Raw genomic sequence first — 19,960 nt, 5'->3', positions numbered from 1 at the left:
GGGTCCCCTGGCCTGATCAGCCGGCGGCCGGGGGCGGCGGGTCGGTGGGCCGCCTGTCGTCACCGGCGGGTGGGGGCGAGCCGGGCTCCGCGGGCGGCGGCGCCTGGCCGGGGTACTGCTCCCCCGCCGGGTAGTGCGCCGTGCCGGGCTGCTGCTGCTGGCCGGGGTACTGCGGCGGGCCCGGCTGGTGCGCCGCCTCCGGCGGCTGGCCGGGGTGCGGGGCCTGGCCGGGGTACTGCGACCCGGTGGGGTACTGCGCGATGCCCGGCTGCTGCTCCTGGCCCGGGTACTGCGGCTGGGCCGGGTACGGGTACGCCGGCATGCCGGGCTCCCAGCCGCCCGCGGCGGCGGCCGGCTTGCGGAAGAACGCGTTGGACGCGGGCAGCGCCAGCAGCACCAGCGCGACGACCAGCGCGAGCAGCTGCAGGATGCCCAGCACCAGCGACACGGGCGTCACCCAGCCGGGCAGGGCGTCTTCGAGGCGGCGCTGCACCTCGGCGGCGTCGGGCATGCCGGGCTGGGTGGGCAGCGTGATCGCCGACGTGGCCGCCTGGCCGACCAGGCCGACGCCCGAGCAGCACACGGTGAGGCCGCCGACGACCCAGGTGACGATGCGGGCGGCGTTCTTGCCCCGGTTGTTGAGCAGCGCCAGCACGACCAGACCGGCCGCCACCAGCAGGTTGAGCACCACGCCGACGACGCTGCCGGCCACCAGCAGGCCCTCGGTGCCCTCGGCCTCGGTGCCCCGGTAGACGTCCCGGTAGACCTCGGTCGTGGTGCCCACGGTGGCGAGCGAGACGATGCCGACGATGAGGATGAGCGCTGCGGTGAGGTAGAGCAGGTAGCTCGAGACGGTGACGGTGGACGGTCGTACCCGGGCGGGGACACCGGGCTGCAGCGGATCCGACACGACACTCCTCTTCCTAGATCCACTTACGGTATCCATCCGCCGCAGCGGATGCGAGCGGACGTCGGACTTCGATCCCCCGGAAACCACCCGGGCGGGCGACGAGTCCCGCGCAGGGCAGACACGGACGCCGGATCACCACTATGCTCCGCCGAGAGGTACGCCGCCGAGGACTGTTCGGCGCCAGAGCTGCGCCCGCCCGCGCGTACCGGCAGATTCGCCGCCCCCACCTTGACCCGGGCGTCCATCCTGACCTCAGACAGCGGCCGCGTGACGATGCCGCGGCCCTTCACCCAGAGAACCGGTGAAAACAGCCATGCAGCACGCCGACACCCTGACCGTCCTGCACCACGACGACACCCGCACCCACTACACCGACGTCCACTACACGCTGCACCGCGACGGCGTCCGCGTCCACACGCCCGACGGCGAGGTGGTGTGGACGGAGATCCTCAACGTGCAGGCGTTCCGCCAGCGCCGGTCCCGGCCCGCCAGAGCGGCCTGAGCAGCGGAAAGGGGCCCGGCGACGGGCCCCTTTCCCGTCGGGTCAGCCGGCGGTGACGGACAGCCCGTCCTTGGTGTCGGTGACGTCGACCACGACCCGGTCGCCGTCGCGGATGCCGCCGGCCAGCAGCGCCTTGGCCAGCGCGTCGCCGATGGCGGACTGCACGAGCCGGCGCAGCGGCCGGGCCCCGTAGATGGGGTCGTAGCCGTGCTCGCCGAGCCAGTGCACGGCCGCGTCGGTGACGTCCAGCGTGAGCCGGCGGTCCGCCAGGCGGCGGCGCAGCCGGTCGAGCTGGATGTCGACGATGGCCGACAGGTCCTTCGCGGTCAGCGCGTGGAACACGACGATGTCGTCGAGCCGGTTGAGGAACTCCGGCTTGAAGTGGCTGCGGACGGTCGCCATGACCTCCTCGCGGCGCTGCTCCTCGGTGAGCGTGAAGTCGCTGATGACCGACGAGCCGAGGTTCGACGTGAGCACCAGGATCGCGTTGCGGAAGTCGACGGTGCGGCCCTGGCCGTCGGTGAGCCGGCCGTCGTCGAGCACCTGCAGCAGCGTGTCGAACACGTCCGGGTGCGCCTTCTCCACCTCGTCGAGCAGCACCACCGAGTACGGGCGGCGCCGCACGGCCTCGGTGAGCTGGCCGCCCTCCTCGTAGCCGACGTAGCCGGGCGGGGCGCCGAGCAGCCGGGCGACGGAGTGCTTCTCGCCGTACTCGCTCATGTCGATGCGGACCATGGCCCGCTCGTCGTCGAACAGGAACCCGGCGAGCGCCTTGGCCAGCTCGGTCTTGCCGACACCGGTGGGGCCGAGGAACAGAAAGCTGCCGGTGGGCCGGTCGGGGTCGGCGACGCCGGCCCGGGCCCGGCGCACCGCGCCGGCGACCGCGGCGACGGCCTCGGGCTGGCCGACGACCTTGGCCTGCAGCGACTCCTCCATGCGCAGCAGCTTGGCGGTCTCGCCCTCGAGCAGCCGGCCGGCGGGGATGCCGGTCCAGGCGGCGATGACCTCGGCGATGTCGTCCGCGCCGACGTCCTCCTTGACCATGGGCGGCTCGGTGGACTCGGGCGCGTTGGACAGCTCGGCCAGCTCCCGCTCCAGCGCCGGGATCTCCTCGTACTGCAGGCGGCCGGCGCGCTCCCAGTCGGTCTCGCGCTGGGCCCGCTCGAACTCGACCTGCAGCTCGTCGATGCGCTGCTTCAGCTCGCCGACCCGGTTCAGGCCGCCGCGCTCGCGCTCCCACCGGCTGTTGAGGACGGCCAGCTCCTCCTGCTTGTCGGCGAGGTCGCGGCGCAGCCGCTCCAGCCGCTCCTGCGAGGCGGGGTCGGTCTCCTTGGCGAGCACCAGCTCGTCCATGCGCAGCCGGTCGACCGCGCGCTGGAGCTGGTCGAGCTCGACGGGCCGGGAGTCGATCTCCATGCGCAGCCGGGACGCCGCCTCGTCGATGAGGTCGATGGCCTTGTCGGGCAGGAACCGGTCGGCGATGTACCGGTCGGACAGCGTCGCCGCCGCGACCAGGGCCGCATCGGTGATCTGGACGCGGTGGTGCGCCTCGTAGCGGCCCTTGAGGCCGCGCAGGATGCCGATGGTGTCCTCGACGGTCGGCTCGCCGACCAGCACCGGCTGGAAGCGGCGCTCCAGCGCGGGGTCCTTCTCGATGTGCTCGCGGTACTCGTCGAGGGTGGTCGCGCCGACCATCCGCAGCTCGCCGCGGGCCAGCATCGGCTTGAGCATGTTGCCGGCGTCCATCGAGCCCTCGCCCTTGCCGGCGCCGACGACGGTGTGCAGCTCGTCGAGGAACGTGATGACCTGGCCGTCGGAGTTGCGGATCTCCTCCAGGACGGACTTCAGCCGCTCCTCGAACTGGCCGCGGTACTGCGCCCCGGCGACCATCGCGGCGAGGTCGAGCGAGACGAGCTTCTTGTCGCGCAACGACTCGGGCACGTCGCCCGCGACGATGCGCTGCGCCAGGCCCTCGACGATGGCGGTCTTGCCGACGCCGGGCTCGCCGATCAGCACCGGGTTGTTCTTGGTGCGCCGCGACAGCACCTGCACGACGCGGCGGATCTCGCTGTCCCGGCCGATGACCGGGTCGATCTTGCCGTCGCGGGCGCTGTCGGTGAGGTCGATGCCGTACTTGGCGAGCGCCTGGTAGGTCTGCTCCGGGTCCTGGCTGGTGACGCGGCGCTCGCCGCCGCGCACGGCGGGGAACGCGGCGACCAGGCCGTCCTCGGTCGCGCCGAGTTCGGAGAGGGTACGCGCGACGGCGCCGCCGCCCCGGGCGAGCCCGGCGAGGAGGTGCTCGGTGGAGACGAACTCGTCGCCGAGCGGGCGGGCGATCTGCTCGGCCTCGCCGATGGCGTTGACGAACTCGCGGCTCAGGCTGGGCTCGGCCACGCTGACCCCGCGCGCGGACGGGAGGGACTCCACCGCCCGCACGGCGGTGCGCCGCACGTCGGCCGGGTTGGCGCCGACGGCGCGCAGCAGCGGCGCGGCGGTGGAGCCGCCGGTGTCGAGGAGGGCGAGCAGCAGGTGCCACGGCTCGACGGTGGCGTGCCCGCGGGTGCCCGCGTCGGCGGCGGCGGCGGTGATGACTTCGCGGCTCTTGGTGGTGAGGCGTTCGGCGTTCAAGGGGCCACCCGTTCCTTCAGACTTGAGCGTGCTGCACTCAACTCTAACGCGCGGACGCTCGTGCGGCTTCCCCTTCGGGCGGTCACCGGAGCACCAGTTGCGCCCAGCGCCGGTCGACGCCGTCCCCGGCGCCCAGCCAGACACTGCCGTCCCGCGAGTCCGCCACCTCCAGCGTGCCGTCCGGCAGCAGGCGGATCCACCCGTTCGCCGGCCAGTCCGTCGGCGTCCAGCGCTCGCCCGCCAGGCCCCCGCCGCCCGGGCCGGTGACCGCGAGCAGGCCGTCGCCGATCGCCACCGCCGACAGGTAGCCGTCCGGGTGGCCGTTCGCCAGCAGCTGCCGCCAGCCCGCCCCCTCCCACCGCCACACCGTCGGGAAGCGGGTGCGGTCCTCGCGCTCGCCCAGCAGCCACACGTCGGCGCCGTTCGCCGAGACGAGCAGCCGCAGCCGGACCAGGCCGCCCGCCGCCCCCGGCAGCGCCGTGCCGGTCCAGGTGCGGCCCTGGTCGCGGGACACCGCCGCGCCGGGCGAGCCGGCGTCCAGCGCGGCCGCCCACAGCTCGGCGGCGCCGGGCCGCGCGGCCACCGCGCCGACCCGGCCCGGCAGCGGCGGGGCGGCGGGGACCGGCTGCGCGCCGCCGCCGCCCGGGTACCGCACGATCCGCGGGCGCTCGTCGCCGTCGCAGCACACCTGGTACTCGCCGAGCAGCCGCCGGTACTCCACGGGCGGCCCGGCCGGGTCGTACGGGATCCGCCGGAACGTGCGGCCCGCGTCGCCCGACAGGAACCACGCCACCGGCTCGGCCAGCAGCAGCACCGCGCCGCCCGCGCCCACGTGCAGCTGCTGGTTGTCCGCCTGCGGCAGCGGGTGGTCCCGTTCCTGCCAGGTGCGGCCGCCGTCGGCGGTGACCAGCAGCCGGGCCGCGCACCCGGCCGGGCGGCACCGGGTGAACAGGGCGGCCCCGCGCGCCGCGTCGGCGAACTCGACGGTCTGCTGCGCGAAGTCGGCGGGGACCCGCACCCCGCCGCGGCGCACGTCCACCGAGCCGGGCCGGCGCTCGACCACCCAGGCGTTGGACGTGGAGCCGGGCGTCGCGCCCTCCGCGGCGGGCCGGGGCGTCGGCGGGGCCGGCTCGCGGCGCACGTCGCCGAGCACGGAACACCCGGTGAGCAGCGCCGTGACCGCCGCGCACGCGGCCGTGCGGCCCGCCGCGCGAGCGGGCCTGACCGGGCCGGACACGGTCATGGCGTACCTCCGCGGCCAGTATGCGCCGCCGGGCGGAACCGCGGGCCCGTCTCGAGGCGTCCGAACCGGCGTGCGCAGAATCCTCGCCGCGGGCCTCATCGCCGTCCTCGCCGGCTGCACCCCGCCGACCGCCCAGTCGATCATCGATTACCCGTACTACGCCGACACCGCCGCGCTGGAGAAGGCGGCCCCGCTGATCGTCCGGGCGCGGGTCGACGAGACCGGCGAGCAGGACCGCCACGGACTGCGCACCACCCTCGGCACGGCGACGGTGACCGCGGTGGCCAAGGGCGACGTCGCGCCGGGCGACACGGTCGACATCGCCTTCTACGGGCCCGCGGCCGACGCCACCCCGTCGACCGACCTGGCCGGCGCCGAGTGGGTGCTGCTGCTGGAGACGTTCCCCGCCGACCCCGCCGTGCTGATCAGCGGCACCCAGGGCGCGTACGCGGTCCGCGACGGCCGGGCCGTCCGCGGCGGCGACAATCCCGTCGAGTTGAGCCCCGCCACCCTGCGGGCACTCGGCCTGCGGTGACGATCCGGCGCAGGCTACCGTTGGCCGGGTGCGAGTACGGGTAGAACAGACCGCCCTGCCGGGCATCGGCGTCCGCCACGACCTGGTCACCTCGGCCGGTCGCACCGTCGGCGTGGTGTCGCACCGCAATGGGCGGCGCGACCTCGTCGTCTACGACGTGGACGACCCGGACTCGTGCGTGGCGGCGATCCCGCTGACCGACGACGAGGCCGAGGCGCTCGCCGACGTGCTCGGCGCGTCGCTGATGCTGGGCCAGCTGTCGGGGCTGCGCGAGCAGGCCGCCGGCCTCTACACCGAGCAGGTCTCCATCCCGGCCGGTTCCCCGTACGTGGGCCGCCAGCTCGGCGACACCCGCACCCGCACCCTGACCGGCGCGTCCATCGTCGCGGTGCTGCGCGACCGCCAGGTCATCGCCTCGCCCGGGCCGTCGTTCGTGTTCCAGTCCGGCGACGTCGTGGTCGTCGTCGGCACCCGCGCGGGCATCGACGGCGTGACCTCCATCCTCGCCAACGGCGAACCGGCCTGACCGCCGCGTGAACCACACCACTGTGCTCCTGACGGAGCTCGGCGCGCTGTTGTTCGCCCTCGGCATGCTCGGCCGCCTCGGCCGCCGCTTCGGGCTCTCCCCCATCCCGCTCTACCTGCTGGCCGGGCTCGCGTTCGGGCACGGCGGGCTGATCCCGCTGTCGGCCAGCGAGGAGTTCATCGAGGTCGGCTCCGAGATCGGCGTCATCCTGCTGCTGGTCATGCTGGGCCTGGAGTACTCGGCGAGCGAGCTGGTGGGCAACCTGCGGGCGGCGGCGCCCGCGGGCGTGCTGGACGCGGTGCTCAACGCGCTGCCCGGGGCGGCGTTCGCGCTGATGCTCGGCTGGGACTGGGTGGCGGCGCTGGTGCTGGCCGGCATCACCTGGGTGTCGTCGTCGGGCGTCATCGCCAAGGTGCTCGCCGACCTGGGCCGGCTCGGTAACCGCGAGACACCCGTCATCCTGTCGGTGCTGGTCATCGAAGACCTGGCGATGGCCTTCTACCTGCCGCTCATCACGGCGGTGCTGGCCGGCGCGGGCCTGCTCGGCGGCGCCAAGGCGCTCGCGGTGGCCGTGCTGACCGTGCTGGCCGTGCTCGTGGTGGCGATCCGGTTCGGCCGGCAGATCAGCAACTTCATGTCGGTGAAGGACCCGGAGGCGCTGCTGCTCAGCGTCCTGGGCCTGACCCTGTTCGTCGCGGGCGTGGCGGCGGGCCTGCAGGTGTCGGCGGCGGTCGGCGCGTTCCTGGTCGGCATCGCGCTGTCCGGGCCGGTCGCCCACCACGCCACCGAGATGCTGTCGCCACTGCGCGACCTGTTCTCGGCCATCTTCTTCGTGTTCTTCGGCCTGGCCACCGACCCGCGGGACATGCCGCCGGTGCTGCTGCCCGCGCTGGGCCTGGCGGTCGTGACGATGGCGACGAAGGTGCTGACCGGCTACTTCGCGGCGAAGCGGATCGGCATCGCGCTGCCCGGCCGGTGGCGCGCCGGCCTGGGGTTGATGCCGCGCGGCGAGTTCTCCATCGTCATCGCCGGCCTCGCGCTGGCTGCGGGCGTCGAGCCGGAGCTGGCGCCGCTGGCGACCGCGTACGTGCTCATCACGGTCGTCACCGGGCCCATGCTGGCGCGCCTGCCCGATTACCAGTGGTTCAAGAACTATGTCCGTCGTAGAACCGCTCCCAAGGCCGCGCCACATTTCGAGTTACCAACGAGTACCGGAAAGTGATGGTCAGCGGCTTCCGCAACGGCCTTTCAGCGCGCTACGGTTTCGCCGCGACGCACTGAGTGATGAAGAAAGTTCGCCGGCTCGCTTCCACCGGGCCGCGGACCGGTGAAGGGCCACAGGGATGACGTTGCAGGAAGCCAGTTTCCGGGGTTTTGCCAACCCCGTGGACCCCACGGCGGACGAGCTGCGCGCGTGGGCCTACCACCCGAACGCCGTGCCGCTCGAGCAGATGCCGCCCGACTGGGACCTGCTGCTGTCCACCGACGACCTGGTCGGCACGCTGTTCGACCTCGCCATGGACCGCTCCTGCCCGGCCCGCCGGTTCGCCCAGCACTGCCTCTACATCTACGCCGCCGACGGCGTCCGGCAGAACGCCACCGGCCACCGCAAGCGCAAGCTGCGCAAGCTGGTCGAGCGCGCCGACCAGTGGGGCGACGAGACGATGCACATCTGGGCGCACAACTGCCGGGTCCTCATGTCGCGGCCCGAGCTGCTGGACTACGAGGAGTGGTGCGAGGGCGGCCTGGTCCGGCACCCGCGCCGCATCGGCCTGTTCCAGCCCCGCCGCCACGACTGACGCCGCCATCCCGGACGGGTCATAGCGCCGCGCATTCCATTGATGCGCCTCTATGCCCGGTGCCATGCTCGACGCATGTCGAAGCTACGTCTCGTCGTCGCCGCCCTGGTCGCCGCCACCGCGGCCCTCCTCGCGCCGACCGCCCCCGCGTCCGCCGCCGCCGCGCCCCGCGTCCTCTACTACGACACGAGCCGCGCCGCCGAGTTCGTCGCCGCCGTCCACCAGGGCGCCGCGAACTGGAACAGCAGCGTCACCAGCGTCCGCCTCGAACCCGTCACCGCCGGCCGCCGCGCCGACATCACCGTCAGCGCCGGCAACGGCTGGCCGTACGCGTCCGTCCGCTCCCTCGGCCGCGGCTCCATCGTCATGGGCCGCCAGGCCGTAACCATCGGCCACCACCCGCCGCGCATCGCCGCCCACGAGTTCGGCCACATCCTCGGCCTGCCCGACCTGCGCACCGGCCTGTGCACCGACCTCATGTCGGGCAGCAGCGCACCGGCGTCCTGCCGCAACGCCTTCCCGACCAGCACCGAGGCCGCCCGCGTGCAGGCGAACTTCGCCACGTCCCGGCAGATCCCGGCCGCCGTCTACGCCGAGTCCGCCCCGCGCTAGGGGCGCGGCGGCGGCTACCGGTCGCGGCGGGGGCGCCACACCACGAGCGCCGTCGAGTTGCGATTCGCCGGGATCAGGTCGCGGCTCGGGTACGGGCTCACCGACTCCAGCTCGGCGATGCGCCGGTACGCCGCCGTCAGCTCCGCCTCCAGCTCGCCCAGGCGCTGCTGCAGGTCGCCGACGAGCTGCTCCAGGCCGATGATGCGCTTGATGCCGGCCAGGTTGACGCCGTCCTCCTGGCTGAGCCGCTGCACCTCGCGCAGCAGCGCCACGTCGCGCTCGCTGTACCGGCGGCCGCCGCCGCCCGCCCGGCCGGCCTGGACCAGGCCGAGGCGGTCGTACTGGCGCAGGGTCTGCGGGTGCATGCCGGCGAGGCGGGCCGCCACGGAGATGATCAGCACCTTCGCGTCGGACGCGGCTTCCACCGAGACCGCGATCGAGATGTCGTCGTCCATTCCGGTCACCTCCGTGCGGATCTACCCGAACCTACGCACGCGCGCGTCCAGATGTTCCCGGGGAGCCGCCGGCGTGCGGGTGGCGAACTCCTTCAGGGCCTGCCGGGCCTCCTCCGACAGTTGCGCCGGCACCACGACGTCCAGCGTCACGATCAGGTCGCCCGCCTCGCCGTCCTTGCGGGTCACGCCCTTGCCGCGGGCGCGCAGCTTGCGCCCGCTCGGGGTGCCCGGCGGCACCCGCAGCGTGACGGCGCCGTCGAGGGTCGGCACCCGCAGGTCGGTGCCGAGCACCGCCTCCGGGTACGTGATCGGCACCGTCAGCGTCAGGTCGTCGCCGTCGCGGCCGAACAGGTCGTCCGACCGGACCTTGACCAGCACGTACAGGTCGCCGGGGGCGCCGCCGCGCTCGCCGGGCTCGCCGCGGCCCGCCAGGCGGATGCGCTTGCCGTCGGCGATGCCGGGCGGGAACCGGACCGTGATGGTGCGGTTCTTTGTGACGCCGCCGGTGCCGCGGCACTCCGGGCACTTGTCGACGACGATCGTGCCGACGCCCTGGCACTCGCGGCACGGCTCGCTGAAGCTGAACGAGCCCTGGTTGCGGGTGGTCAGCCCCGAGCCGCGGCAGACCGGGCAGGTCTTCGGCTGGGTGCCCGGCCGGGCGCCGGAACCGTGGCAGTTGTCGCAGACGCCCGGCGAGCGCAGCGTCAGCGGCAGCGTGGTGCCCTGCACGGCGTGCCGGAAGTCCAGCGTCACCTCGGCCTCGACGTCGCGGCCGCGCTGCGGGCCCCGGCGCGCGCCCGCGCCGCCGCCCGAGAAGATCGAGCTGAAGATGTCGGAGAACCCGGCGCCGCCGAACCGGCGGTCACCCGGGTCACCGGCGCCGCGCGGCGGGGTGGGCGCACCGCCGAAGCCGCCGCCGAACAGGTCGGTCGGGTCGAACCCGGCCGGCCCACCGGTGCGGGCGCCGCGGCGGAACGCGCCGGAGCCGAACAGGGAGCGCATCTCGTCGTACTCTTTGCGCTTCCGGTCGTCCGACAGCACGTCGTACGCCTCGGACGCGGCCTTGAACCGGTCCTCGGCGTCCTTGTTGCCCGGGTTGCGGTCGGGGTGGTTCTCCCGCGCCAGCTTGCGGTACGCCTTCTTGATGTCGTCGGCGGCGGCGGACTTGGTCACCCCGAGTACGGCGTAGAAGTCCTTCTCCAGCCAGTCCTTCGAACTCATCCGTCCACCTCCTCCTTGGCGGACCGGGCCGCCCTGCCCGCGGGCAGGACGGCCGGGAACGTACCGCTCACTCCGGGTCGGCCACCGCGACCATGGCCGGGCGCAGCAGGCGCTCGCCCAGCAGGTAGCCGCGCCGCATCACGTCGATGCAGGTGGGCTCCTTCACGTCGGCCGACGTCAGGTGCGCGACGGCCTCGTGGCGGGTCGGGTCGAACGGGTCGCCCTTCTCGCCGAACCCGGTCAGCCCGAACTTGGCCGTGGCCGCCGCCAGCTGCTCGGCGACCGTGGCGAACGGGCCGACCAGGTCGCCGTGCTCGCGCGCCCGGTCGAGGTCGTCGAGCACCGGCAGCAGCGCGGACAGCACCGCGCCGGTGGTCTGCTCGGCGGCCACGCCGCGGTCGCGGTCGACGCGCTTGCGGTAGTTGGCGTACTCGGCGGTGACGCGCTGCAGGTCGCGGGTGCGCTCCTCCAGCTCGGTCCGCAGTGCCGCCAGCTCCGCCCCGAGGGCGGGCGCCGTGGACGCCCCGGTCTCGGAGTCGGCGGCCCGGTGGGCGCCTGCCTTGCCGTTCGCGTCCACGTCACCTTCCTCGGGTTCCGGTGCGCGACGCTTGCCGCCGCCCCCGGTCGGGTCGATCTTGCGCCGATCGCGGATCACGACACGCTCCGCGTCGCCCTCCTTGGGCTTGTCCGTCATGCGATCACCTCACCGCTGACGTACGGGCGGATTCGGACCGGATCACTTCTTGTCGTCCTCGACGATCTCGGCGTCGACCACGTCGTCCGGGCCGCCGGCCTTCGGCGCCTCGGAGGCCGGGCCGTCGCCCGCCGCACCGGCCGCGCCGCCCGGGGCGTCACCCGGGGCGCCGCCCTCGGGGGCCTGCTGCTGCGCGTACAGCAGCGAACCGGCCTGCTGGGACACCTGGGCGAGCTTCTCGTGCGCCGACTTGATCTTCTCGATGTCGGTGCCACCGAGCGCGCCGCGCAGGTCGCCGAGCGCCTCGTTGATCTGGTTCCGGTTGTCCTCGGGCAGCTTGTCGCCGCTCTCGGCCAGGAACTTCTCCGTCTGCCACTGCAGCTGCTCGGCGAGGTTGCGGGCCTCCGCGTCCTCCTTGCGCTTCTTGTCCTCGTCGGCGTGGTCCTGGGCGTCGCGCATCATGCGCTCGATGTCGTCCTTCGGCAGCGCGGAGCCGCCGGTGATCGTCATCTTCTGCTCCTTGCCGGTGCCGAGGTCCTTCGCGCCGACGTGCACGATGCCGTTCGCGTCGATGTCGAAGGTGACCTCGACCTGCGGGACGCCGCGGGGCGCCGGCGGCAGGCCGGTCAGCTCGAAGGTGCCGAGCTTCTTGTTGTACGCGGCGATCTCGCGCTCGCCCTGGAAGACCTGGATCAGCACGGACGGCTGGTTGTCGTCGGCCGTCGTGAAGACCTCGGAGCGCTTCGTCGGGATCGTGGTGTTGCGCTCGATCAGCTTGGTGAAGATGCCGCCCTTGGTCTCGATGCCCAGGCTCAGCGGGGTCACGTCGAGCAGCAGGACGTCCTTGACCTCGCCCTTGAGCACGCCGGCCTGCAGGGCGGCGCCGACGGCGACGACCTCGTCCGGGTTGACGCCCTTGTTCGGGTCGCGGCCGATGAGCTGCTGCACCAGGTCGCTCACGGCGGGCATACGGGTCGAGCCGCCGACCAGGATGACGTGGTCGACGTCGGCGACCTTGATGCCGGCGTCCTTGATGGCCTGCTCGAACGGCGCCTTGCAGCGGTCCAGCAGGTCCTGCGTCATGCGCTGGAACTCGGCCCGGGTCAGGGTCATGTCCAGGTGGAGCGGGCCCGCCGGGCCGGCCGTGATGTACGGCAGGTTGATGCTGGTGGTCGTGGCGGCCGACAGCTCGATCTTCGCCTTCTCGGCGGCCTCGCGCAGACGCTGCAGGGCCATCTTGTCCTGCGACAGGTCGATGCCGTTCTCGCCGCGGAACGTCTTCACCAGGTGGTCGATGATGCGCTGGTCCCAGTCGTCGCCGCCGAGGTGGTTGTCACCGGAGGTCGACTTGACCTCGATGACGCCCTCGCCCAGCTCCAGCAGGGACACGTCGAACGTGCCACCACCGAGGTCGAAGACCAGGACGGTCTGCTCCTTGGAGCCCTTGTCCAGGCCGTACGCCAGCGCGGCCGCGGTGGGCTCGTTGACGATGCGCAGCACGTTGAAGCCCGCGATCTCGCCGGCCTCCTTGGTGGCCTGGCGCTGCGCGTCGTTGAAGTAGGCCGGGACGGTGATGACCGCGTCCGTGACCTGCTCGCCCAGGTAGGCCTCCGAGTCGCGCTTGAGCTTCATCAGCACGCGCGCGGAGATCTCCTGCGGGGTGTACTTCTTGCCGTCGATGTCGACGGACCAGTTCGTGCCGACCTCCCGCTTGACCGACCGGATGGTCCGGTCCGGGTTGGTCACCGCCTGACGCTTCGCCACCTCGCCGACGAGGACCTCGCCGTTGCGCGCGAACGCGACGATCGAGGGGGTGGTGCGCGACCCCTCCGCGTTCGCGATCACGGTGGGCTCGCCGCCCTCCAGAACGCTGACGCAGGAGTTCGTCGTACCGAGGTCGATGCCGACCGCACGTGCCATGTTCGATTCCTCGCTTCGTGCAAGTTGAGTGGACCGGACTCAATAGTGCCACGGCCTGGCAAATCGTCAAACCGAAAGTTGAGTGTGGCAGGCGCAACTTTGCGCGCCACGCGCGAGACGCACGTGGTCCCTGTTGTCTGCGATGCGGAGATCAGGCAGGCTTTACCCCGTGACTTCGCCCGGTGACCGCACGCCCGCCTCGGTGGCGGAGAAGCTCGCGGGCACCCCCGGGTCCGCCGAACCCCGTAACCCCGGAAAACCCTCCTCCGATACGCCCGCCGGCGTCCCGGAGACGGCCGCGCCGGGCGAGGCCACAGCGCCGCCCCCGGCCCCCGCCGACGCATCCGCCCCCGCGACGGATGGTCCACCCGACGACAGCGCCCCGGCCGGGCGCGACATTCCCCCGGCCGCGGGCTCGCCGGCCGGCGACGGGACGACGGCCGGGGCGACCGCAGCGGGGTCCGCCGTGGACGAACCCGCCACCGGCACTGCCGCCGCCACCGCGGACGAGGAAGCTGCGGGCCGCACCGCGGGCGAGGACTCCGCGACCGAGGCCGAAGCCGCCGCCGTGCCCGCGGTGGAGGAGCCGGTCACCGAGTCCACCTCCCCGGCCACCGAGGCCGCGGCCAGCGAGCCGGTCACCGAGCCCGTCACCCCGGCCACCGAGCCCACCGACTCAGAACCGGCCACCGAGCCCGCCACCGAGCCGCTCACCCCCGAGCCCGACACCATGGCCGTCGTCGACGAGCCCGGCGACGAGCCTGACGAGCCCGTCGGTGCGGTCGACGGTCGGGAGGACGGGCCGTTGCTGCGCGAGGTCCCCGAGCTGCCCGCCGAGGGCACCACCCGGACCCTCGTCACGGCGCTGACCCGGCTGCGGTCCGAGATCGGCGCGACCCCGTACCCCCTGGTCATGCCGACCGCCGAGGAGGCGCGGCGGGTCGGCGGGGCGCTCGTGGCGCAGCTCGACGACTACCTGCTGCCGCGGCTGGCGCGGCTCGACGCGCCGCTGCTCGTCGTGGTGGGCGGGTCGACCGGTGCGGGCAAGTCGACGCTGGTCAACAGCCTGGTGCGGGCGCCCGTCAGCGCGTCCGGGGTGCTGCGGCCCACGACGCGGTCGCCGGTGCTGGTGTGCCACCCCAACGACATGTCGTGGTTCCGGTCCGGGGAGCTGCTGCCGGGGCTGACCCGTACCCCCGAGGTGAGCGCGGACCCGAACAGCCTGCACCTGGTCGCGGCGCCCGCCCTCGGCGAGGGTCTGGCGTTCCTCGACGCACCCGACATCGACTCGGTGGTGGACCGGAACCGGGAGCTGGCGGCGCAGCTGCTGGCGGCGGCCGACCTGTGGCTGTTCGTGACGACCGCGGCGCGGTACGCGGACGCGGTGCCGTGGGAGCTGCTGCACACGGCGCGGCAGCGCGGCACGGTGACGGCGCTGGTGCTGGACCGGGTGCCGCCGGAGGCGGCGGGCGAGGTGGCGGCGCACCTGAGCGAGATGCTCGCGGCGAACGACCTGGCGGCGGCGCCGCTGTTCGTGCTGCCGGAGTCCGACCTGGACGGTTCGGGGCTGCTGCCGGAGGAGGTGTCGGGGCCGCTGCGGGACTGGTTCGCGCACCTGGCCGGCGACGCGTCGGCGCGGGCGGCCGTGGTCCGGCAGACGCTCGACGGGGCGCTGGCGGCGCTGCGCCCGTCGGTGACGGGGCTGGCCGCGGCGGCCGACGACCAGGCCGTGGCGGCGGCGGGGCTGACCGAGCGGGTGGACGCGGCGTACCGGAACGCGCGGCGCACGGTGGAGCAGGGCCTGCAGGACGGGCGGCTGCTGCGCGGCGAGGTGCTGGCGCGCTGGCAGGAGTTCGTGGGCACGGGCGAGTTCCTGCGCAGCCTGGAGTCGCGGATCGGCCGGCTGCGCGACCGGATCACCGCCGCCGTGACCGGCCGGCCGGCGCCCGGGCGCAACCTGCAGGTGGCGCTGGAGTCGCAGCTGGCGACCCTGTTCCGCGGGGTGGCGGCGGACGCGGCGGAGCAGGCGTACACGGGCTGGCAGGCGCACCCGGCGGGCGCGGCGCTGCTGACGCCGGCGCTGGGCCGCCCCTCGGCGGACCTGCCGGAGCGCGCGGAGGCGCTGATCCGCGACTGGCAGCGCTCGGTGCTGGACCTGGTCCGCGAGGAGGCGGGCGACAAGCGGTTCGTGGCCCGCAGCGCCTCGTACGCGGTCAACGCGACCGGCCTGGCGGTGATGATCGCGGTGTTCACGTCGACGGCGTTCATCCCGACGGGGGCCGAGGTGGCGGTGGGCGCGGGCACGACGGTGGCGGCGCAGAAGGTGCTGGAGGCCGTGTTCGGCGACCAGGCGATCCGGGCGCTGGCCGCGCGGGCGCGCGCGGACCTGCTGCGCCGGGTGGACGAGCTGCTGGCCGGGGAGGCGGTCCGGTTCACCGGCCTGCTCGCCCCGGCGCTGGAGACCTCGGGCGACGGGCTGCGCGCGGCCGGCGCCGAGGTGGAACGGGCCCGCGCCGACCTGCAACTGATCGGACCGCTGCGGTGAGCGTCGTCGACCGGGTGAAGGACAAGCTGACCGGCGGGCGCCGCATCGACGCGGACGCGCTGCTGCACCGGCTGGACGCGCTGTCGCGGTTCCTGCGCGCCGTCGACGGCCGGTTGCCGGAGGCCGACCTGGTCGGCGCGCGCACGGTGGTGGAGCGGGCGGGCGCCCGGCTGGCGCTGTCGCGCGACCACACCGTCGTCGCCCTGGCCGGCAGCACCGGCAGCGGCAAGTCGTCGCTGTTCAACGCGCTCGCCCGGCTCACCCTGTCGCAGGTGGGGGTGCGCCGGCCCACCACCGGCGTCGCGCACGCCTGCGTGTGGGGGCCGCTGGAGGACGCCAACAAGCTGCTCGACTGGGTCGGGGTGCTGCCCCGGCACCGGTACATCCGGGAGAGCGCCCTCGACGGCGACGACGAGGCGGCCCTGCGCGGGCTCGTCCTGCTGGACCTGCCCGACTTCGACTCCGTCGAGCAGGCGCACCGGCTGGAGGTCGACCGGCTGCTGGGCCTGGTCGACCTGATCGTCTGGGTGGTGGACCCGCAGAAGTACGCCGACCGGTCGCTGCACGCCGGTTACCTGCGCCAGTTCGGCCGGCACCGCGACGTCACCGTGGTCGTGCTCAACCAGGCGGACCGGCTGCGGCCCGCCGACGCCGAGAAGGTCGTCGCCGACCTGCGCCGGCTGCTCGTCGAGGACGGGCTGGAGGGCGTGCCGTCGTTCGCCACGTCCGCCCGCGAACCGGCGCTGCAGGTCGAGCTGCGGGAGCTGCTGGAGAAGACGATCGCCAAGCGGGAGGCCGCGCTGCGCCGCCTCGCGGGCGACGTCGACACGGTCGCCGGGCGGCTCACCGAGCTCGTCGGCCGGCCCGCCGACTCCGACCGGGTCGACCGGGCCACCGTGCGGCAGCTCACCGACGCCCTCGCCGCGTCCGCCGGGGTGCCGGCCGTGGCCGCGGCGACCGGCCAGGCGTACCGGCACCGCGCCGCCGCGTACACCGGGTGGCCGCTGTCGCGCGGGCTGCGGCGGCTGCGTCCCGACCCGCTGCGCCGCCTGCACCTGGACGCCCCGTCGCCGGTCGCGATCACCTCGCTGCCGCCCGCCGACGCCGCCCAGAAGTCGGCCGTCGGCATGAGCGTGCGCGCCGTCGCCGACCGCGCCGCCGAGAGCCTGCCCGCCGCCTGGCACCCGGCGCTGACCACGGCCGCCCGGTCGCGCCTCGACGGCCTGCCCGACGCCCTCGACCGGGCGGTCGCCACCACCGACCTGGGGGTCACGAAGCCGGCGCTGTGGTGGCGGGCCGTCGGCGTGCTCCAGTGGGCGCTCACCCTCGCCGCCCTGGTCGGCCTCGGCTGGCTCGTCGGCGGGTACGCGATCCGCGCCATCGGCCTGCCCGCCCTCGACTACCCGATGGTCGGCGACGTGCCGCTGCCGACGCTGCTGCTGCTCGGCGGCCTCGCCGCGGGACTGCTGCTCGCCCTGCTGGTGCGCCCGCTGCTGCGCCTCGGCGCGCGCCGGGCCGTCCGGCGGGCGGAGAACCGGCTCCGGGCCGCCGTGACCGACGTCGGCCGCGAGTACGTGGTGGCGCCCGTACGGGAGGTGCTCGGCTCGTACGCGACCGCCCGCGAGGCGTTCGACGAGGTCCGCGGCTGACATTCCGCCAACCCGCCGACATCGACCGGGTACGGAACCGTTCCCGCCGAGTAGGCTCGGCGGATGGCGGCTCCTGAGACCCCGTACGAGGCGGTTCTGCACGCGGCGCGGGACGTCGACAAGCTGGACTGCGCCCTCGACGCCGAGATGCTCGGCGCCGCCCTGCTCGGCAGCGTCTACGCCGTCGCCGACCAGGACCGCGCCACGGCCGTCCGCGAGTTCGTCGGCCGGTTCCTGTCCGCGACGGACCGGCGGCACACCCCGGCCGCCAGCACCATCCGCGAGGTCTTCGCCGCGCTCGTGCCCGAGGCCCCCGGCGCCGGCGACGTGCGTCACGGCGACCAGGACCCGGGCTGGGTCAGCCAGCTCGGCCGGGTCCGGCTCACCGGCAGCTGGGCCTACGGCGACGTGTACGGCGACCAGACCTCCTACCTGGCCACCTTCGCCTACGACGACGCGGAGGCCGGCGGCCCCGAGCACGCCGTCGTGGCCCTCGTCGACCACAACATCGGCATCACCAAGGACGTGTTCGTCGGCCCCGCCCAGGGGGTGGTCGAGCGGGTCCGCGAGATGTGCGCCGACGACGAGCTGACCTGGTTCCGCGACGAGGACCCGGGCCGGCTGCGCGAGGCCGTCAGCCGCCACCTGGAGGTCACCGACGACCTCACCGAGCTGCCCGCCGAGAGTTCCGTCGCCACCGACCGCGCCCTCGTCGGCGCCCGCCTCGCCGTGCTGCCCGCGCCCGACCCGCTGGTGCCCGTCGCCGACCAGGCCGAGCCGACCGCTGCCGAGCTGGACACCCTGTTGCGCGACTTCCTCGCCTCGCCCGAGGCCCGCGACGCCGGCCTCGACACCCCCGACGACGCCTCGCTGCGGTTCTGCCTCAGCCTGGTGGTCGACCACGCGGCGAGCCTGCCCGACCCCGACCCGCTGCGGTTCAGCCCCGCCGTCGCCGAGTTCTTCCTGCTCGACTGGGTGCACCGCCGCGCCGTCCTCGACATGGACGACGCCGCCATGCTGCCCCGCGTCACCCGCGCCTGGGCGGCGTACGCGGCCCGCCGCCGCGACCTGCCGCCGGCCGCCGCGGCGATGACGGACCGCACGATCGAGGCGATGATCCCGCGCTTCGTCGAGCTGTACACCAGCGGCGAGAAGCGCAGCCCCGCCACCGCCGCCGTCGCGCAGCTCATCGCGGAGGGCGTCGACCCCAACGACACCGACGCCATCAACGCCTGGCTCGACGCCAACCGCGACCGCCTCAACGACGACTGACGGCCGCCACCTCCGGCGCCGCCACGGCGCTCGCGTCCTGCGCGTACACGGCGACGGCGTGCGCCAGCGCGTCCGCCATCTCGTCCAGGGCGCGCATGTTCACGTTGGCCAGGCCGTCGCACGCCCGGTGGTAGCACGGGTCGAACGGCGCGCCCGCCGTGCCGCCGTACTGCACCGCCTGCGCCGCCGACTTGATCCCCTCCGCGCCCGTGAACAGGCCACCCGCCGGGATGCCCGCCGCCGTGAACGGGCCGTAGTCGCTGCGCCCGTCCATGGCCGACTCGCCCGCCGCCAGCCCCTCGGCCGCGAAGTGGTCCCGGAACAACCGCTCGATCGCCGCCGACCCCGCCGGCGCCGCACCCGGGTACGCCGAGCCGTCGCCGTCGTACACGAACCGGCCGAAGTTCGGCGAGCCGATCATGTCGACGTTCAGGTACAGCGCGACCCGGCGCCGCTCCGCGTCCGGCAGCCCCGCCACGTAGTGCTCCGCCCCCAGCAGCCCCGACTCCTCGGCGCCCCACAGCGCGAACCGCACCGTGTTGCGCGGCACCTGCCGGGCCAGCGCCGCCGCGATCTCCAGCACCGCCGCCACCCCGGTCGCGTTGTCGTTGACGCCGGGCCCCTCCGCCACCGAGTCCAGGTGCGCGCCCACCATCACCACCGTGCCCGGGTCGCCGCCGCGCGTCTCGGCCAGCAGGTTCGCGGACGTGGCCCGCCCGCGCTCGGCGTTCACCACCACCCGCAGCACGGTGCCTGCCGCCACCTGCGCCGCGTCCCCCGCCACCCCGACGACCGGGATGCCGCCGGTGAAGCCGGTGCCCAGCGTGCCGGTCAGCGCGCCCGCGCCGTCGTTGCGCACGACCACGGCGGCGGCCCCGGCCAGCTCGGCGCGCGTCGCCTTGTCCGCGAACGAGCACCCGCCCCGGTCCAGGATCACCACGGTCGCGGCGTTCGCCGGCCCGAAGTCCGCCGCCGCGCACCCCCGGCCGTCACCGACCGGCACGGTCGCGGCCGCCTCGGCGTCCCCACTGCCCGAGTACGCGAGGACGCTGTGCTCCACCGCCCCGTCCGGCCCGGTCACGGCGCTGGGCCCGAGCGGCAGGAACGTCGCCACCTCGAAGTCCTGGCGCGTCACCCGGTACCCGGACTGCTCCAGCACCCCGGCCGCGTACGCGACGGACGCCTCGTACCCCGGCCGCCCGGCCACCCGCGACCCACCGTGCCGGTCGGCGATGCCCTGCAACGCGACCAGGTGCCGCGTCATCCCGGCCGGCGTGACCGCATCGCGCAGCCCGGCCGACGTCACCGGCTCGGCGCGCCCCGGCGCGGCCGTGACCGCCCCGGCCAGCACGACCACCGCGACCCCGGCCACCCTGCGCCACGCGCCCACGCCGCCTCCACCCCGCCCGGCCGGACCGCCGACCATAGCGAGACATCAATGCCCACAAA

Annotated in this window: 17 protein-coding genes; 9 read left to right on the top strand and 8 right to left on the bottom strand. The window is 74.5% G+C overall.

All coding sequences use genetic code 11. The annotated features are described in order from the left end of the window. Positions 1-16: 16 nt before the first annotated feature. A complete protein-coding gene (locus Sya03_RS10470; RefSeq protein WP_203938030.1) occupies positions 17-910 on the bottom strand; it encodes a hypothetical protein in 894 nt (297 codons plus the stop codon). Between the two features lie 313 nt (positions 911-1,223). On the opposite strand from Sya03_RS10470, the gene Sya03_RS10465 reads away from it, so the two are divergent. Beyond that, a complete protein-coding gene (locus Sya03_RS10465; protein WP_203938029.1) occupies positions 1,224-1,412 on the top strand; it encodes a hypothetical protein in 189 nt (62 codons plus the stop codon). A gap of 42 nt (positions 1,413-1,454) precedes the next feature. Here Sya03_RS10465 and clpB read toward each other — a convergent pair whose 3' ends face one another. After that, positions 1,455-4,040 (bottom strand): ATP-dependent chaperone ClpB, encoded by a 2,586-nt coding sequence (clpB, locus tag Sya03_RS10460; protein WP_203938028.1) that lies wholly within the window; start codon positions 4,038-4,040, stop codon positions 1,455-1,457. Between the two features lie 82 nt (positions 4,041-4,122). Next, complete coding sequence (locus Sya03_RS10455) at positions 4,123-5,283, bottom strand: beta propeller repeat protein (protein WP_203938027.1); 1,161 nt, start codon at positions 5,281-5,283, stop codon at positions 4,123-4,125. A 70-nt stretch (positions 5,284-5,353) separates the two neighbouring features. On the opposite strand from Sya03_RS10455, the gene Sya03_RS10450 reads away from it, so the two are divergent. The 5 genes from Sya03_RS10450 to Sya03_RS10430 all read left to right on the top strand — a co-directional run bounded on the left by Sya03_RS10450 (position 5,354) and on the right by Sya03_RS10430 (position 8,755). After that, the gene (locus Sya03_RS10450; protein WP_203938026.1) at positions 5,354-5,818 is read left to right on the top strand and encodes a hypothetical protein; all 465 of its coding nucleotides are present in this window, start codon (positions 5,354-5,356) and stop codon (positions 5,816-5,818) included. Between the two features lie 28 nt (positions 5,819-5,846). Further along, positions 5,847-6,344 carry a cation:proton antiporter regulatory subunit gene (locus Sya03_RS10445; RefSeq protein ID WP_203938025.1) on the top strand — a complete coding sequence of 166 codons (498 nt, stop codon included), beginning with the start codon at positions 5,847-5,849 and terminating at the stop codon, positions 6,342-6,344. Between the two features lie 64 nt (positions 6,345-6,408). Continuing rightward, positions 6,409-7,566 (top strand): cation:proton antiporter, encoded by a 1,158-nt coding sequence (locus tag Sya03_RS10440; protein ID WP_370872137.1) that lies wholly within the window; start codon positions 6,409-6,411, stop codon positions 7,564-7,566. 121 nt (positions 7,567-7,687) lie between these two features. Next, a complete protein-coding gene (locus Sya03_RS10435) occupies positions 7,688-8,143 on the top strand; it encodes a hypothetical protein (protein WP_203938023.1) in 456 nt (151 codons plus the stop codon). A gap of 75 nt (positions 8,144-8,218) precedes the next feature. Next, positions 8,219-8,755, top strand: coding sequence for a snapalysin family zinc-dependent metalloprotease (locus tag Sya03_RS10430; protein ID WP_203938022.1), 537 nt, complete (start codon positions 8,219-8,221; stop codon positions 8,753-8,755). 14 nt (positions 8,756-8,769) lie between these two features. Here Sya03_RS10430 and Sya03_RS10425 read toward each other — a convergent pair whose 3' ends face one another. From Sya03_RS10425 to dnaK, 4 genes are all read right to left on the bottom strand, one after another. Further along, positions 8,770-9,210: a heat shock protein transcriptional repressor HspR gene (locus Sya03_RS10425; RefSeq protein ID WP_203938021.1), complete on the bottom strand. Its 441-nt coding sequence runs from the start codon at positions 9,208-9,210 to the stop codon at positions 8,770-8,772. A 21-nt stretch (positions 9,211-9,231) separates the two neighbouring features. Continuing rightward, complete coding sequence (gene dnaJ, locus Sya03_RS10420; RefSeq protein WP_203938020.1) at positions 9,232-10,431, bottom strand: molecular chaperone DnaJ; 1,200 nt, start codon at positions 10,429-10,431, stop codon at positions 9,232-9,234. 67 nt (positions 10,432-10,498) lie between these two features. Beyond that, complete coding sequence (grpE, locus tag Sya03_RS10415; protein ID WP_203938019.1) at positions 10,499-11,125, bottom strand: nucleotide exchange factor GrpE; 627 nt, start codon at positions 11,123-11,125, stop codon at positions 10,499-10,501. Between the two features lie 42 nt (positions 11,126-11,167). Beyond that, positions 11,168-13,045: a molecular chaperone DnaK gene (dnaK, locus tag Sya03_RS10410; protein WP_203938018.1), complete on the bottom strand. Its 1,878-nt coding sequence runs from the start codon at positions 13,043-13,045 to the stop codon at positions 11,168-11,170. 913 nt (positions 13,046-13,958) lie between these two features. On the opposite strand from dnaK, the gene Sya03_RS10405 reads away from it, so the two are divergent. From Sya03_RS10405 to Sya03_RS10395, 3 genes are all read left to right on the top strand, one after another. Beyond that, positions 13,959-15,590, top strand: coding sequence for a GTPase family protein (locus Sya03_RS10405; RefSeq protein WP_239107316.1), 1,632 nt, complete (start codon positions 13,959-13,961; stop codon positions 15,588-15,590). Next, positions 15,587-17,239 (top strand): GTPase family protein, encoded by a 1,653-nt coding sequence (locus Sya03_RS10400; protein WP_203938017.1) that lies wholly within the window; start codon positions 15,587-15,589, stop codon positions 17,237-17,239. Before Sya03_RS10405 ends, Sya03_RS10400 begins: the two co-directional genes overlap by 4 nt. A gap of 63 nt (positions 17,240-17,302) precedes the next feature. Beyond that, positions 17,303-18,511 carry a hypothetical protein gene (locus Sya03_RS10395; RefSeq protein ID WP_203938016.1) on the top strand — a complete coding sequence of 403 codons (1,209 nt, stop codon included), beginning with the start codon at positions 17,303-17,305 and terminating at the stop codon, positions 18,509-18,511. On the opposite strand, the gene Sya03_RS10390 is transcribed toward Sya03_RS10395, so the two are convergent. Further along, positions 18,498-19,901: a M20/M25/M40 family metallo-hydrolase gene (locus Sya03_RS10390; protein WP_203938015.1), complete on the bottom strand. Its 1,404-nt coding sequence runs from the start codon at positions 19,899-19,901 to the stop codon at positions 18,498-18,500. The genes Sya03_RS10395 and Sya03_RS10390 overlap by 14 nt on opposite strands. Between the last annotated feature and the right edge of the window lie 59 nt (positions 19,902-19,960).

The sequence above is a fragment of the Spirilliplanes yamanashiensis genome, from assembly GCF_016863475.1.
Lineage (GTDB): Bacteria > Actinomycetota > Actinomycetes > Mycobacteriales > Micromonosporaceae > Spirilliplanes > Spirilliplanes yamanashiensis.
Note: the sequence above shows the minus strand (reverse complement) of the source record. Positions and strands in the feature narration are given on the sequence as shown.

Excerpts from the sequence above, each read along its gene's own strand:
- Sya03_RS10465 (WP_203938029.1), top strand. The coding sequence starts at position 1,224 with ATGCAGCACGCCGACACCCTGACCGTCCTGCACCACGACGACACCCGC.
- Sya03_RS10455 (WP_203938027.1), bottom strand. The coding sequence starts at position 5,283 with ATGACCGTGTCCGGCCCGGTCAGGCCCGCTCGCGCGGCGGGCCGCACG.
- Sya03_RS10440 (WP_370872137.1), top strand. The coding sequence starts at position 6,409 with ATGCTCGGCCGCCTCGGCCGCCGCTTCGGGCTCTCCCCCATCCCGCTC.
- Sya03_RS10435 (WP_203938023.1), top strand. The coding sequence starts at position 7,688 with ATGACGTTGCAGGAAGCCAGTTTCCGGGGTTTTGCCAACCCCGTGGAC.
- Sya03_RS10430 (WP_203938022.1), top strand. The coding sequence starts at position 8,219 with ATGTCGAAGCTACGTCTCGTCGTCGCCGCCCTGGTCGCCGCCACCGCG.
- Sya03_RS10425 (WP_203938021.1), bottom strand. The coding sequence starts at position 9,210 with ATGGACGACGACATCTCGATCGCGGTCTCGGTGGAAGCCGCGTCCGAC.
- dnaJ (WP_203938020.1), bottom strand. The coding sequence starts at position 10,431 with ATGAGTTCGAAGGACTGGCTGGAGAAGGACTTCTACGCCGTACTCGGG.
- grpE (WP_203938019.1), bottom strand. The coding sequence starts at position 11,125 with ATGACGGACAAGCCCAAGGAGGGCGACGCGGAGCGTGTCGTGATCCGC.
- dnaK (WP_203938018.1), bottom strand. The coding sequence starts at position 13,045 with ATGGCACGTGCGGTCGGCATCGACCTCGGTACGACGAACTCCTGCGTC.
- Sya03_RS10405 (WP_239107316.1), top strand. The coding sequence starts at position 13,959 with ATGCCGACCGCCGAGGAGGCGCGGCGGGTCGGCGGGGCGCTCGTGGCG.
- Sya03_RS10395 (WP_203938016.1), top strand. The coding sequence starts at position 17,303 with ATGGCGGCTCCTGAGACCCCGTACGAGGCGGTTCTGCACGCGGCGCGG.